Annotated in this window: 13 protein-coding genes; 5 read left to right on the top strand and 8 right to left on the bottom strand. The window is 44.1% G+C overall.

The window, feature by feature from the left end:
* Positions 1-46: 46 nt before the first annotated feature.
* From OCV44_RS15015 to OCV44_RS15005, 3 genes are all read left to right on the top strand, one after another.
* A complete protein-coding gene (locus tag OCV44_RS15015; RefSeq protein ID WP_083783997.1) occupies positions 47-709 on the top strand; it encodes a hypothetical protein in 663 nt (220 codons plus the stop codon).
* Between the two features lie 39 nt (positions 710-748).
* Complete coding sequence (locus OCV44_RS15010; protein ID WP_102249208.1) at positions 749-1,180, top strand: lysozyme inhibitor LprI family protein; 432 nt, start codon at positions 749-751, stop codon at positions 1,178-1,180.
* 121 nt (positions 1,181-1,301) lie between these two features.
* Positions 1,302-2,093, top strand: coding sequence for a carbon-nitrogen hydrolase family protein (locus OCV44_RS15005; protein ID WP_102249251.1), 792 nt, complete (start codon positions 1,302-1,304; stop codon positions 2,091-2,093).
* A 161-nt stretch (positions 2,094-2,254) separates the two neighbouring features.
* Here OCV44_RS15005 and OCV44_RS15000 read toward each other — a convergent pair whose 3' ends face one another.
* The 7 genes from OCV44_RS15000 to OCV44_RS14970 form a co-directional block, all read right to left on the bottom strand.
* Positions 2,255-3,256 carry a substrate-binding domain-containing protein gene (locus tag OCV44_RS15000; RefSeq protein WP_139684184.1) on the bottom strand — a complete coding sequence of 334 codons (1,002 nt, stop codon included), beginning with the start codon at positions 3,254-3,256 and terminating at the stop codon, positions 2,255-2,257.
* 152 nt (positions 3,257-3,408) lie between these two features.
* Complete coding sequence (gene rbsK, locus OCV44_RS14995) at positions 3,409-4,335, bottom strand: ribokinase (protein WP_139684185.1); 927 nt, start codon at positions 4,333-4,335, stop codon at positions 3,409-3,411.
* 220 nt (positions 4,336-4,555) lie between these two features.
* Positions 4,556-5,434, bottom strand: a complete 879-nt coding sequence (rbsB, locus tag OCV44_RS14990) for a ribose ABC transporter substrate-binding protein RbsB (RefSeq protein WP_012600805.1) — start codon at positions 5,432-5,434, stop codon at positions 4,556-4,558.
* A gap of 121 nt (positions 5,435-5,555) precedes the next feature.
* A complete protein-coding gene (gene rbsC, locus OCV44_RS14985; protein ID WP_009844905.1) occupies positions 5,556-6,548 on the bottom strand; it encodes a ribose ABC transporter permease in 993 nt (330 codons plus the stop codon).
* The gene (gene rbsA / locus OCV44_RS14980; RefSeq protein ID WP_139684186.1) at positions 6,545-8,050 is read right to left on the bottom strand and encodes a ribose ABC transporter ATP-binding protein RbsA; all 1,506 of its coding nucleotides are present in this window, start codon (positions 8,048-8,050) and stop codon (positions 6,545-6,547) included. Before rbsA ends, rbsC begins: the two co-directional genes overlap by 4 nt.
* A gap of 89 nt (positions 8,051-8,139) precedes the next feature.
* Positions 8,140-8,559 carry a D-ribose pyranase gene (gene rbsD / locus OCV44_RS14975; RefSeq protein ID WP_029222043.1) on the bottom strand — a complete coding sequence of 140 codons (420 nt, stop codon included), beginning with the start codon at positions 8,557-8,559 and terminating at the stop codon, positions 8,140-8,142.
* Between the two features lie 280 nt (positions 8,560-8,839).
* Complete coding sequence (locus OCV44_RS14970) at positions 8,840-9,154, bottom strand: winged helix-turn-helix domain-containing protein (protein ID WP_139684187.1); 315 nt, start codon at positions 9,152-9,154, stop codon at positions 8,840-8,842.
* Positions 9,155-9,545: 391 nt separating this feature from the next.
* On the opposite strand from OCV44_RS14970, the gene OCV44_RS14965 reads away from it, so the two are divergent.
* Complete coding sequence (locus OCV44_RS14965; RefSeq protein ID WP_139684188.1) at positions 9,546-10,181, top strand: porin family protein; 636 nt, start codon at positions 9,546-9,548, stop codon at positions 10,179-10,181.
* Between the two features lie 150 nt (positions 10,182-10,331).
* Here the strand turns inward: OCV44_RS14965 and OCV44_RS14960 are convergent, their stop codons facing one another.
* Positions 10,332-11,375, bottom strand: a complete 1,044-nt coding sequence (locus tag OCV44_RS14960; protein WP_139684189.1) for an endonuclease/exonuclease/phosphatase family protein — start codon at positions 11,373-11,375, stop codon at positions 10,332-10,334.
* 393 nt (positions 11,376-11,768) lie between these two features.
* Between OCV44_RS14960 and OCV44_RS14955 the strand changes: the two genes are divergently transcribed.
* Positions 11,769-13,664 carry an extracellular solute-binding protein gene (locus OCV44_RS14955; RefSeq protein ID WP_139684190.1) on the top strand — a complete coding sequence of 632 codons (1,896 nt, stop codon included), beginning with the start codon at positions 11,769-11,771 and terminating at the stop codon, positions 13,662-13,664.
* Positions 13,665-13,675: the final 11 nt, after the last annotated feature.

The raw sequence follows: 13,675 nt of genomic DNA, 5'->3' as shown, positions 1-13,675 counted from the left end.
AAAACTGTAATTTTTGAAATAATGCGAGTGAGTGGATTTGAGCGTAATGATTAAAAATATGATTTGGATGTTGGTGCGTGTGTTTATCGCGTTTCTGATGATTGCTCCTACCTACGCGATCTTTATCTTGTCTAATTCCGCAACACCACGTCTTTTTGAGACCAAACCAGAAGTGTTAGCTTGGCTTTCGTGCTTTCTTCTTGTGATTGGTTATGTATTGATTAGGTTTTCTAGAACGAGGTATGTGGGAAAATTATTATCGCTTGGTGTATTGGGGGCGGTAGTGTTAATCATGTATGTCGATGAGCGTTATCGGATTTTTGAAGTCAGTGTTCACGCATGGAGCTTATTTTTAGCCGCTCTGTATTTGATTATGCTCTTGTATTTCATTTTCCCGGTTAAGCAACTTAAGCCGCTACTGAGTTTAGTGCCTGTCGCAGGCGTGTCATGGTTTTTAGTTTGGGCCTTAGTGGGCCCAATAAGCTTAACGTATGAGTTGATTAGCAGTAAAACAACAATTTCAATTGTGAACTATCAAAAGGTAGTCGACTTGCTACCTGAGTTGTACCTAGATGGTTTCCAGTCAGGTTTGTTTTCCATGCTTCTTGTTCTGTGGTTGTATGCTCTTGTGGTTTTTGGACATAATCCTAAACGCAGTTATCAACAATTGGCGTCTTATGTCGTTAAGATTCGTAATGCTTGGCATTAATAGGGCGCATATATGTGCTTTTGAATGAGGGGATAAATAATGAAAAAGGCTTTAACGGTCGTGTTATTAACGTGTTTACCTTTGCTTGCATCAGCATCCGATGATGTTGTCGATTGCGAGAATGCAATGAATACCATAGAGATCAATCACTGTGCGTCGATTGAGTTGGAAACTGCACAAGTGGAGCTTGATCAATACCTTGAAGCGAGCTTTGAACACAATGCTTATGATGCGGAGTTGGTTAGCTCAATCAAGATGGCTCAAGACAGTTGGCAAGCTTACATGACGGCACATTGTGACTCGGTGTATACCCAATGGCGTGATGGTTCAATTCGAGGTCTTATGGCGCTTTCTTGCAAAACTAAGCTGACTAAACAAAGAACGCATGAGGTGTGGGAAAACTTCTTAACCTACATGGACAGCACACCACCAGTTTTGCCAGAGCCCAAGCTGATGAAGTATATGAACTGAGTGCTTATGAGAGTGTGCGCTTGCTTCAACCATTGGCGCTCGAGTCAGCAAGCGATGGGGGATTATCTTACCCTGTCGTTCTTAGTCCAAGTTTGAAGTGTTACCCAGTAAGGATTCGATTTTGAATAGTGTCAGCGTCACTCTTGTCCAGCTTGAAGTTGAATACAAAAATAAACAAATGAACATCTCGCGAGTCTCTGAGCTTTTGGAAGCTGAGACGACAGTGGGTGATATCACGTTGCTGCCTGAACTGTTCTCTACTGGATATATCTTTAACGATGCCGCAGAAATTCATGAACTGTGTGAAGACTTCAATAACAGCCCGACCATTGATTCATTAACTGCGCTTGCCACGAAACATCAGACGTTAATCGTTGCGGGTGTCGCTGAGGAAGATAATGGTCAGTATTACAATAGCGTTGTGGTGGTTGATGGTTCAGGTTTGCGTCATAAATACAGAAAAGTCAGTCAAACGAAATTCGACAAAGAGTACTTTTCTAGAGGAAATGAACTTCTTACTTTTGAATACAAAGGCTTGAAGTTCGGTGTCGCGATTTGCTTTGATATATGGTTCCCGGAGATCATGAGACCGTATCAGTCGGTAGACGTTATTCTCCATCCTGCGAATTTTGGTGGTCATCATAGCTTTGCCATTGCACAAGCAAGAGCGTTAGAAGAAGGGTGTCATATCGTGACCTGTAATCGCGTCGGGCAAGATGTGGTTGATGCCTTTACCGCGACATATTGTGGCGGCAGTAGAACCTATTCACCGAAGGGAGACTTAATGCTTCAACTCAGTGAGCATCAGTCTGTTGAAACGATTAATATTCAAGACTTGTCTATTGCGCCTCAATACAATGGTGTTGATGTGTTAGATGAAATACAACAGATAGCGTCTGCGTTGAATCGTTAACAAGACAAGTGAAGCGTATTAAGATCGAAAAGGGCAAGGTTAGATAACCTTGCCCTTTGTTATTTAGGTCTGTTGTGTAGGATGTTGCCTTGGCTAGTTGCTTTGCTGCACTGCTCGGCTTTGTTGTTTGGAGCAGTTATTTAGATTTGTAGAAAGGCGCACTAAATCGCTTTTACGCTGCTTCGTTCAACTAACGTTGGCTCTAACTCAACAACCTGCGGATACGCATCAGGGGTTTTGAGTCGGTTCAATAGAGTATCTACGGCTGCTTTACCTAAACGGTGTTTTGGCTGGTGGATAGTGCTCAAAGCTGGGGTCATGTATTTAGACAAGTGGATGTCATCGTAGCCAATAATCGAAAGATCATTTGGAATCGATGTGCCATCTTGAGCCGCAGCGTGAATCACACCCATTGCCATCATGTCATTGCTAACAAACAGTGCCGATGGCATTTCGCCACGCGCTTTTAAGGTTTGGTATGAGTCAAAACCGCCATCGCATTCGAAGTTTGATTCAACAATCCATTTAGGGTTGATCTCGAGCTTCGCTTCTTCCATCGCTTGCTTGAAGCCTTGATAACGAGAAGATGCTTGATTGCGGTGCAGTGGGCCAGTGATACAACCAATTTGAGCGTGACCGTTATCGATCAAGTGCTTGGTTGCCATGTAGCCGCCTTGATGCGAGTTGTCTTGGATCTTATCACTTGCGAACAGCATTGGACCCCAGTCCATTACCACGACAGGCAACTCTGGGTAGCGCTCGAACACATCGATATGTTGACCTTCAAGCGTTGAACACATCAGCATCAAGCCATCGACACGCTTTTGTAGCAAGGTATCGATAGAGGATTTCATGCGTTCGCTATCGCCTTCTGTATTACACAAGATAAGGTTGTAGCCTTTCTCATAACAACGACGTTCAACACCTTTTACTACTTCGCCAAAGAATGGGTTGGTAGAGGTAGTAACCAACATGCCCAAGGTTTTGGTTTGCTTCATTTTCAAGCTGCGAGCCAATGCAGACGGCGCGTAGTTGAGTTCTTTAGCCGCACTGTTAACACGCTCAGCAATCTCTTCACTGACAAAACGTGACTTGTTGATCACATGGCTGACGGTTGAAGTAGAAACCTTTGCTAGCCGAGCGACGTCTTTCATTGTTGCCATAAAAAATCCTTGTGGGAGTAACTTGCCACGTTGCGCGATATTCTGCCTGAATACAGGGGCTTATGCTTGTTATTTGTTGTTACCGAATTTGAAGGCTAACATCCGTTAACTACGGTTTAGCTCAGGAGTTAAGCCTTCATATGGGTATCAAGCTAGGCAGATAATTGCTCTGATAAAAACGCATCGGTTTCAGAACGGCTCGGAATCGACGTTTGAGCACCAAAGCGTGTCACTGAAATAGCAGCAGCGGCATGAGCAAACTTAATCGCGCGCTCAAGTGGCATATCTTCAAGCAAGCCTGTCACCAATGCGCCGTTGAAGGTATCACCAGCAGCGGTTGTATCCGTTGCTTCAACGCGAAAACCTGCGATTAGCTCACCTTTATCGTTTTTACTTACCCAAACGCCTTTCGCGCCAAGCGTGATCATTACCGTCTCGATGCCTTTTGCGTGCAAAGCCAAAGCTGCCTGATGAGCGGATGCGCTGTCAGTAACGGTAATGCCTGTCAAAACTTCTGCTTCTGTTTCGTTGGGTGTAATCACATCGACACACGCAAGCAATGAATCCGATAATGGACGAGCAGGTGCCGGGTTTAGAATAACTTGAGTGCCACTCTCTTTTGCTATTTTTGCTGCGTATTCAATGCCTTCAATTGGCGTTTCAAGTTGAGTTAGAAGGTATTTAGCGCCGCGAATCTTCTCTAGGTGCGGTTCAATTTGGTCGCAAGTCAGCTTGTTGTTGGCTTCTGCAGAAAGACAAATACTGTTTTCGCCGGTTGCTGATACTTGGATCATCGCGATGCCTGTCGGCGTGTTTTCTGCCACGATAACGCCGTCGATGTTGATGCCATCTTTAGCAAAGTCTTGACGAATATTGATGCCAAATGGGTCGTCACCGACACAGGCGATGAAGCCGATATCTGCGTTTAATCGCGCTGCAGCTACCGCTTGGTTTGCACCTTTGCCGCCAGGGATGACCTGATAGTTACCGCCAATCAAGGTTTCACCCGGACGAGGGAACGAAGGAACTTGCAGTACGTGGTCAGCGTTAACGCTACCTAAAACAATCAGTTGAGTCATGATACGAGCCTTATGATATATCGTATTTGAAAATGCATGGGTCTTTCTCATTACGTAAATTGCTCGCCTTGTTAGACGGCTTATGAGAAACAGCGATGCACTGTCGGTTTTTTTGTTTTTTCTTGAGTCGCAAGTTAGTGAGCTAATGAGCAGGGAGATAGGGGACTCCCTGCTTAATTAGATCTCAGCGTTAAACTGAATTACTTAGTAACAAACAAGCTTATTTAGCGATGATTTTTAGAGCTACTGGTACGTACTCGTCTACTGTCTCGCCTTTCAGTACTTTGTCAGCTATTTCAATACCTAAAGAACCGATTAGGTCAGGCTGTTGTGCAACCGTTGCGCCTAGTAGGCCGCGGTTAACAGCAGCGATACCGTCTTCAGTGCCATCAAAGCCAACGATCATCACTTCTTTACCTGAAGCTTGAACGGCGCGAAGAGCACCTAGTGCCATTTCATCGTTCTGCGCGAATACTGCTTGTACATCTGGGTTAGCTGCAAGCAAGTTTTCCATTACGTTCAGACCTTTAGTACGGTCGAAATCAGCAGGTTGGCTTGCAAGAAGCTCAAGGTCGCTGCCGTTTACTGCGTTCATGAAGCCTTCGCCACGTTCACGAGCAGCCGATGTACCCGCGATACCTTCAAGTTGAATGACTTTCGCTTTCTCGCCCACTTTTTCCATGATGTAGTGACCTGCCATTTCACCGCCAATTACGTTATCAGAAGCAATGTGGCTCACTACGTCACCACGGCTTGCACCACGGTCTAGTGTCAGTACTGGGATGTTTGAACGGTTAGCAATGCGAATCGCGTTAGACACTGCATCTGAATCCGTTGGGTTAATCAGGATTGCCTTAACACCACGAATGGTTAGATCTTCAATGTTCGAAAGCTCTTTGCTTGGGTCGTTTTGAGAATCAAGAACGATAAGCTTGTAGCCTAGCTCTTCAGCTTTCGCTTCTGCGCCATCTTTCATGGTTACAAAGAATGGGTTATTCAATGTAGATAGAACGATTGCCATTGTATCTTGCGCCTGTGCAGACACAGATACTGTTGTAGAAAGAAGAGCAGCAGAAATAAGAGTCGCTAATTTTTTCATGGTGTAAGTCCTTTATGTAGGGTGAGCTAGGTTGGATAACCCTAGCTCGTTGTTTCATTATTTATAGATTTAATGTTTATAGGTTTGTTACTGATAGATTTTTTTAATATAAAACAGAGTTTTACTTGTTTTTGTTGTCGACCAATACCGCCAGAAGAATAACCACTGCTTTTGCAATCATCTGGTAGTAAGAAGATACGTCTAATAGGTTTAGGGCGTTGTTTAGGAAGCCGATAATCAGTGCACCAATCAATGTACCCATGATGCGACCACGACCGCCGGCTAAGCTTGTGCCGCCAAGAACTACGGCTGCGATGGCGTCTAGCTCATAACCCATACCTGCTGTTGGTTGAGCTGATGACAAACGCGATGCCACGATGATGCCTGCCACTGCTGCCAATAGACCACAGATTGCGTAAACGCCGATTTTTACTTTGTCTACATCAATACCTGATAGGCGAGTTGCTGATTCGTTGCCACCTAGAGCGTAAACGTAGCGACCGAAACGTGTGTGGTTAAGTAGATACCATACCGCTGCGAATACCACGACCATGATCCATACTGGAACTGGGATGCCCATTGCGTAGCCTGTACCGAACCAAGCGAATGCGTCTGCTGTGTCAGTGAAGCCTGTTGAGATAGGGCGACCGTCGGTGTAAACCATGGTTACGCCGCGAAGTAGTGTCATAGTCACAAGCGTTGCGATGAAGGCTTGAACCTTACCTTTGGCAATAATCACACCACTGATAGCACCTAATGCTGCACCAGCTACTAGAGCGGTTGGCACTGCGATCATCACTGGGATTTCCATGCCAATCATGCTGGCTGCGAATGCACCACAAAGAGCCAGTACAGAACCAACACTCAAGTCGATACCCGCGGTTAAGATAACCAGCGTCATACCCACAGCGATAATCGCGTTAACCGAGGTTTGACGCAGGATATTCAGAATGTTGTCGACAGTAAAAAAGTTTGGGTTTAAGAAAGAAACGACAACAATCAGGAAGATCAAAGCAATCAATGACTTTTGATCAATCAGCCATTCTTTGCTGATTAACGGTTTTTTCTTTGGCGCTTCAGTTTCAGTTGTTTTGCTCATGGTTTTAGTACTCATGCTGCGTCCTCGTTGATCTTTTTACCGACCGCACACGCCAGTAATAATTCTTGGTTTGCTTCTTTAGCATCAAATTCACCGCTTACACGGCCTTCATGCATCACCATGATGCGGTCACTCATTCCTAACACTTCTGGCATTTCAGATGAGACCAAAATAATGCTCATGCCATCGGCTTTAAACTTATTAATGAGTTGGTAAATCTCTTTCTTAGCACCGACATCGACACCACGCGTTGGCTCATCGAGAATCAATACTTTTGGTTTTGTCATCAAGCCTTTAGCGATAGCTACTTTCTGTTGGTTACCACCAGAAAGGTTGCCAATGATTTGCTCGCGAGTCGGGGTCTTGATGTTGAATAACTTGATGAAGTCATCAACCGCCATTACTTCATCTTTATGTTGGATTTGACCGCTTTTTGTCAGTAGGTCAAGTGAACATAAAGACATATTCTCTTTAACAGAAAGCCCTAGAACTAAGCCATCGCCTTTACGGTCTTCAGAGATGTAAGCAATGCCATTCGCCAAGCCATCTTTCGGGCTTACAGGGTTGATGGTTTTGTTTTCTAGGTTGATGACGCCGCGCTCACTTGGAAGGGCACCGTAAATCACTTTCATCAGTTCGGTACGACCTGCGCCCATTAGGCCAGATACACCCAGGATTTCACCACGCTTTAGCGTAAAGCTCACGTCATGAACACCAGAACCAGTCAGGCCAATCACTTCAAGGCAGGTTTCACCGTGGCTCTGTCCGATACGTGGATATTGCTCGTCCAGTTTACGGCCAACCATCATTTCGATTAGGCCATCTTCGTCGGTGTCTTTTACTTCACACTGACCAATGAACTTACCGTCACGAAGTACGGTGATGTCATCGCAAATTTCAAAAATCTCTTTCAAGCGGTGAGAGATGTAAACAATGCCGCAGCCTTCAGAACGCAGCTCATTAATTACCTTGAACAGAGACTCAGTTTCGGTATCTGTTAGTGCATCCGTTGGCTCATCCATGATGATGACCTTAGATTCAAACGATAGGGCTTTCGCTATCTCTACCATTTGTTGCTCACCAAGGCTTAGCTGACCTAAAGGTGTTTTTGAACTGTGTTTTACGTTAAGGCGTTTAAGTAGCTTGTCCGCTTCTTGGTACATATCGTTCCACAAGATACGTCCCATGGTGCCTGTGATTTCACGACCTAAGAAGATGTTCTCGGCGATGGTTAGCTCAGGAATTAGGTTCAATTCTTGGTGAATGATACTAATGCCGGCTTGTTGTGAATCACGAGGTCCTTTAAATGCCGCTGGTTTACCTTGGTAGGCGATAGTGCCGCCATCCAAGTGGTAAATGCCGGTGAGCACTTTCATAAGCGTTGATTTACCTGCACCGTTCTCACCCATTAACGCCATTACGCGTCCTGGGTAAACGTTGAGGCTTGCCTTATCCAGTGCTTTCACACCTGGGAAGGCTTTCTCAATTGAGCTAAGTTCTAAAATGGCTTGAGTCATGTCGGTTCCTTTACTCGGGGCCAGTTGTATTTGGTTGTGTCTATCTTTGTTCAGCAATGACGCTGGACTGTCGTTACGTTTCGCTTGAGCTAAAACGTTACGCCAGCTTGGAAAATGACATTCGCATATGGTGTGCATTCACCTGTGCGAATCACTGCGCGGCTTTCATGCGTACGCTCTTTGAATTCTTCATGAGTGATGTACGTAATCGAAAGCGGTTTGCCGCAACGCGCTTCTTCTGTCTTGATCAAATCAATCAGCGCAGCGTGATGCTCTGGGCTGACTTTCGCAAACTCTTCTGCAATCACAACACCTTCAATTTGAGATTCATCCAGCATAGTTTTAACCGTTTGCTGAAAGCTTGGTACACCGTGAGTCAGAGCAAGATCAATGCGAGTTACGTGGTCTGGAATCGGTAAGCCCGCGTCACAAATCGTGATTTCATCTGTGTGGCCAAGAGTCGCCACTAAGTAAGAGAGTTCAGAATTAATTAGAGTACTTTTTTTCATATCACGACCTATCGAAAAATAACGTTTAATGGGTTGAGAACAACTCAAGAAAAAACCATCGAAACGTTTCGATAGTGATAATAGTGTTTGATTCATCATTTGCACGTTTGATTGTTTTAGAGTGTGATGATGATCATCGAAACGTTTCGATGGGGCGTTTTTTAGTGATCTTAATCAACGCCATTGATTGCATAAATACGTTCACAATGGAGATATAAAGAGTGCGCTACGGCTTGTTGCTCATACAGTTTTGACACAATGTAGTGTCGCTTAAATTTAATTAAGTGGGGTCAACCGACAAAATGTAGCCAAACTTGGTGATTGTGGTTATCTGAATGTCTGGTGTTCTTAAGCGCGTAAAAACATTACGCAGATTATAGATGACGTTAGCAAGTATGTGAGGAGAGGTGAGTTCCCCTTCCCAGCACACATCAATAATATCTTCCCTAGAAACGGGATCCCCAAGATTTTCTGCTAGTAAACAGAGCACTGAAAGCAGATGAGGGCGTAAAGTAATTTTATTTCCCTGTCTATTAGTAATCGTTCGAGAGTCAGTATCAATGATTAAGCCGTTGAGCTCTATTGTGTGGTTCATCGTGTTTCTATTCGTCTTATTCTGAATGGTGGAGATTGAGTTAAGTCGTAAGCTACTAAAGCGTTCGAATTATGCTAAATCACGTCACTCTTGAAAGTAAGCTTGCGTAAGTGCCAGGTGAAAAAACATAAAAACCGGATAATTTGAAAGGGAATTGATTGCTCGAGCAAATGTGAGATGTTTTTTATTTCTTTTTTATTCAGTGGTTTATTTTGTTTTAACTGATTCTGTTGGCTGAGGTTACAAAGTAATTATATTTTTATTTATTTTTTTGTTTTCTGTGAGCTTATCCTGCATTCGAATTCGACGGGGTGTCGGGTAACTCTAACAAGATTGTGCAGCACAGGAAGGCGTAACAATCTTGATTTGCACTAAGTAAGGTCAAGCAGTAATGAACAATAAATTAATTCTAAGCATCGCAATGATGTCAGCATTTGCAGCAAACAATGTAATGGCAGCGGACAGTGGTTTGTATCTAGGTGGTGCCATTGGTACTTCTGGCGTGGATGATGGTGGACTATTTTCATCAATTAAAGAGCCAGTGACGTTTGAAGCAGAAGACAATGCTTACCGAATCATTGCTGGCTATAAGTTTAACCGTATTGTATCACTTGAGCTTCAGTACACGGATTATGGTGATGTGGTTGCTAAATATCCTTTAAGAAGCAACGCTGGTTTTACATGGACTCCTCAAGTCTTTTCGATTGCTGCAAATCTTGGTTATACGTTTGATAATGGCGTTCGCCCATTTGGTACAATTGGCTTATCTTCAATCGATCTCGATATGAAGTATTCAGACGGTTCACGTCCTTCAAGTTCTGATTTCGTTGACTCAGGTGCAGGTGTACGAGTTGGTTTTGGCGTTGAATACACCCCAGAAAAGCTTTCTGAGTTAAGCCTGAGACTTGGTTATGAAGCCGATGCATTTACAGTAGAAGTTGACGAGGGCAGCTCTTGGAACCGCAAGAAGGTAGAGAAAGATATCGTATTGGCTTCATTCTATCTTGGCGCAATGTACACATTCTAAGTTTCACACTTTGCTAAACGGTAAATCGATTTCTAAATGGGGCGTCGGTTGACTCAACCCGTTTGGTTAGATTGGAAAGCCGCAGCTTTTGATTGCGGCTTTTTTCATGTTCAACTCAGGTAACTCTCGATTGAAGATGTAATCGAATAGCTAGGCTTCACGAATATTAGCCGTGACAGCGACGATGGCATGGTCAGTACTGAATTGGTCGTGTTCAAAGCTGGGATTGATGAGGTGATGGTCGAGCACTGTGTAGCGAGAGATTTCCATTAAACTTGAAGAGTTCTGACAGTCAAATTCGTTCGACATCAAAATGTAGTCCAGTACAGACCCAGAAGCCCCGTAGTAGTGCGTTGGTTTGCGTCGTTCGAGCAAATCTTCTTCATGCAATTGATGATAGAGATCCCAACTGTCTTTTAAGCGGAAGTGCGATAACCAATGTCTACTCGCTTCATCTCGGTTCAACGAATAGCTCAATAGTCCTTTGAACTCATCGTGAAACAGTGGCTTATTAAAGTCACCCATTAACACAACAGGCTGATCGGTTTGGTAACGTTGATTGGTGATGTATTGATGCAGTATCTGAGCTTCCAGGCCGCGCTGCACACTCGATAGCCAAGACCCAAGTTGTTCTTGGTGGAAGCGAGTGAGCGTGTCACTTTGTGGCTTTTCGCCTTGCTGAGCATAGTCCGCATCGACAGATTTTTCTTTTGGTTCTGTCGGGCGTTGTGATTTGAAGTGCACCACATAACAGTCGGTCGAACCTAAATGGGGTAACGTAATCGTTGCGTGAACAGGTGTTCGGTTGAAGGAAAAGTTGTCACTAAGATTGAAGGCCGAAAGCAACTTTGAATCTGGCGTAACAGGCTGCACATTTTCAATTGGGTAGCGGGATGCGATACCAACGACAGGTGATGTGTATAGGTAATCATCTTCAACGTGTGAGCTATCGACCACAGCAAAGTATGGATAACCTAGCTTGTTCATCAATTGATCTAAAGACTGTGGGCTAAATATCTCTTGAAAGCCAATCACATCACAATCTAATGAACGAATCGTTTCAGCCATCCAATGTTGCTTCTTCTGCCACTCTTCGAAGCTGTAGATGTTCTCAAAATCATAATACGCATTCGGTGGTTCGAGATAGTTCAGAAGGTTGAACGTTGCGAATGTTATGTGGTTTGGTTTGTTCAAAGTGTCATTCCATTTAGACCTAAGCAGCAAGGATACTCCAGTAAAGTATAGTTTGTTGATTATTTAGAACCTAAATTTCACTTTCAAAGCGAATCAAAACCGTGGAGGCTTATGTCATTCCCGCTAGAGTAATCTCCGTGCCTCTGCCTTACCCTGTACTTTCCAACGCCACTAAGCTAATTAAAGGAATCAAAGCGATCAGCGCTAACTGCATCCAATAGTTTCGAGCGGTGACGAGTAATTTGTAAATAAACCGTCAGAGATGGAGTGCTGATGGTTTTATTAGTTATTACATGATGTTAGATTTGAACCTATACTTGTTTTAACGGCATGCATTCAAAGCCGATTAATCAACTTGAATATAGAATTCATAACATTTGAAGGGAGAGTCAAATGGGAACAGATTTCCGAAGCAAAGCCTCACAGCGCACTCAATTTTTCAGGTCTAATTTGAAGTCATGTGCAGTCATGCTGCCGCTAATTGCTCTATATCCCTCCGTTACACACGCTTCTGATACCGAATCTACTCCAGCCGTCACCGTTATTGAAACCACGCAACTGGTCGGTTTTGGTGAAGCAAAATATCCTGTCGACTTCACTCACTTCGATTACGTTAATCCTGATGCGCCAAAGCAGGGCAAAGTGACTTATGGCCGCATTGGTACCTACGATAGCTTTAATCGATTCGGTTCTCGCGGCGTTGCTGCCAGCTATACGGGTGAGATTTACGATACCTTGATGTTTTCTCCGAGTGACGAGATTGATGCGTACTATCCATTGATCGCTTCAAAGGTTCGCTACGCCAGTGATTTCACTTGGATGGAAATCGACATCAACCCAAATGCTAAATTCCAAGATGGTAAACCTATCACCGCTCACGATGTCGCCTTCACCTTTGACAAGTTTTCGAAAGAAGGTGTGCCTCAATATCGCGTGTATTACAAAGAAATCGAGTCTGTAACGGCTGTTTCTGATTCGGTTGTTCGTATTGAGATGAACAAGCCAAATCGCGAGAAGCTGTTTAGCTTTGCCCAAAGCACTCGTGTATTGCCGAAACATTTCTGGAAAGACAGAAAGCTGTCGGAACCTTTAAGTGAACCACCAGTAGGCAGTGGTCCTTATAAGATCATTAGCTACAAATCTGGTCAAAGCGTTACATACGGTTTAGATGAAAATTACTGGGCTGCGGATCTACCCGTTAACGTTGGTCGTAATAACTTCAAGCAAGTGCAGTACGATTACTATCGCGATGACACCGTAATGTTGGAAGCCTTCAAAGCAGGGGAGTTTGATCTTCGAACCGAAAACTCGGCTAAGTTCTGGGCCAACTCTTATACTGGAGCGAACTTCGACAAAGGCTACATCATTAAAGAAGAGATCAACCATGAGAAGCCAGAGACGACTCAAGGTTTTGTCTTCAATATTCAATCTCCAGTGTTCTCTGATCCTAAAGTTCGAGAAGCGTTAACCTACGCGATGGACTTTGAGTGGATGAACAAGAACATGTTTTATGGTCAGTACAAACGTACTCGTAGCTACTTTCAAAACACCGACTATGAAGCGAAAGGCTTGCCAAGCGAAGCTGAAGTTGAGTTGCTGTCTCAATACAAAGATCAAATTCCACCGAGAGTGTTTACCGAAGAATTCCAACCTTCAGTCACCGATGGCAGCGGCCGTATTCGTAGCCAAATGCGTACCGCTTTCAAACTGCTGAAAGAAGCGGGTTGGGTACTGAAAGACAAAGTAATGACCAACGAAAAGACCGGCAAGCCGATGTCGTTTGAGTTGTTGATTTACAGCCCAACCACGGAACGTATCGCAACGCCTGTTCAAAAGAACCTCAAGCGTATGGGTATCGAAATGAAGATCCGTACCATCGATACCACTCAGTACATCAAGCGTCTTCGTGATCGCGATTTCGACATGGTGTCGTCTTCATTTTCCGCAAACCCTTATCCTAGCCCGAACTTAATGATTGTTTGGAACTCTAACTACATTGATTCTACATACAATACTGCAGGTGTAATGGATCCGGTGGTTGACGCGTTAACAGAAGAAATTGCGCGTAACCAACAGCATCCTGAAAAGCTTCTTACACTAGGTCGTTCACTTGACCGTGTATTGCAGTGGAATTTCTACAACATCCCTCAATGGCACGTTGGTGAATATCGCGTTGCAATGTGGGACAAGTTTGAGCGTCCAGATGTATTACCTAAATACGATTTAGGTATCGATACATGGTGGATTTCAGAAGAGAAGGCGGCTTTGCTTCCTGAAAAACGTCGCTAGGAGTTAGTTAG

The sequence above is a fragment of the Vibrio tasmaniensis genome (assembly GCF_024347635.1).
Taxonomy (GTDB): domain Bacteria; phylum Pseudomonadota; class Gammaproteobacteria; order Enterobacterales; family Vibrionaceae; genus Vibrio; species Vibrio tasmaniensis.
Note: the sequence above shows the minus strand (reverse complement) of the source record. Positions and strands in the feature narration are given on the sequence as shown.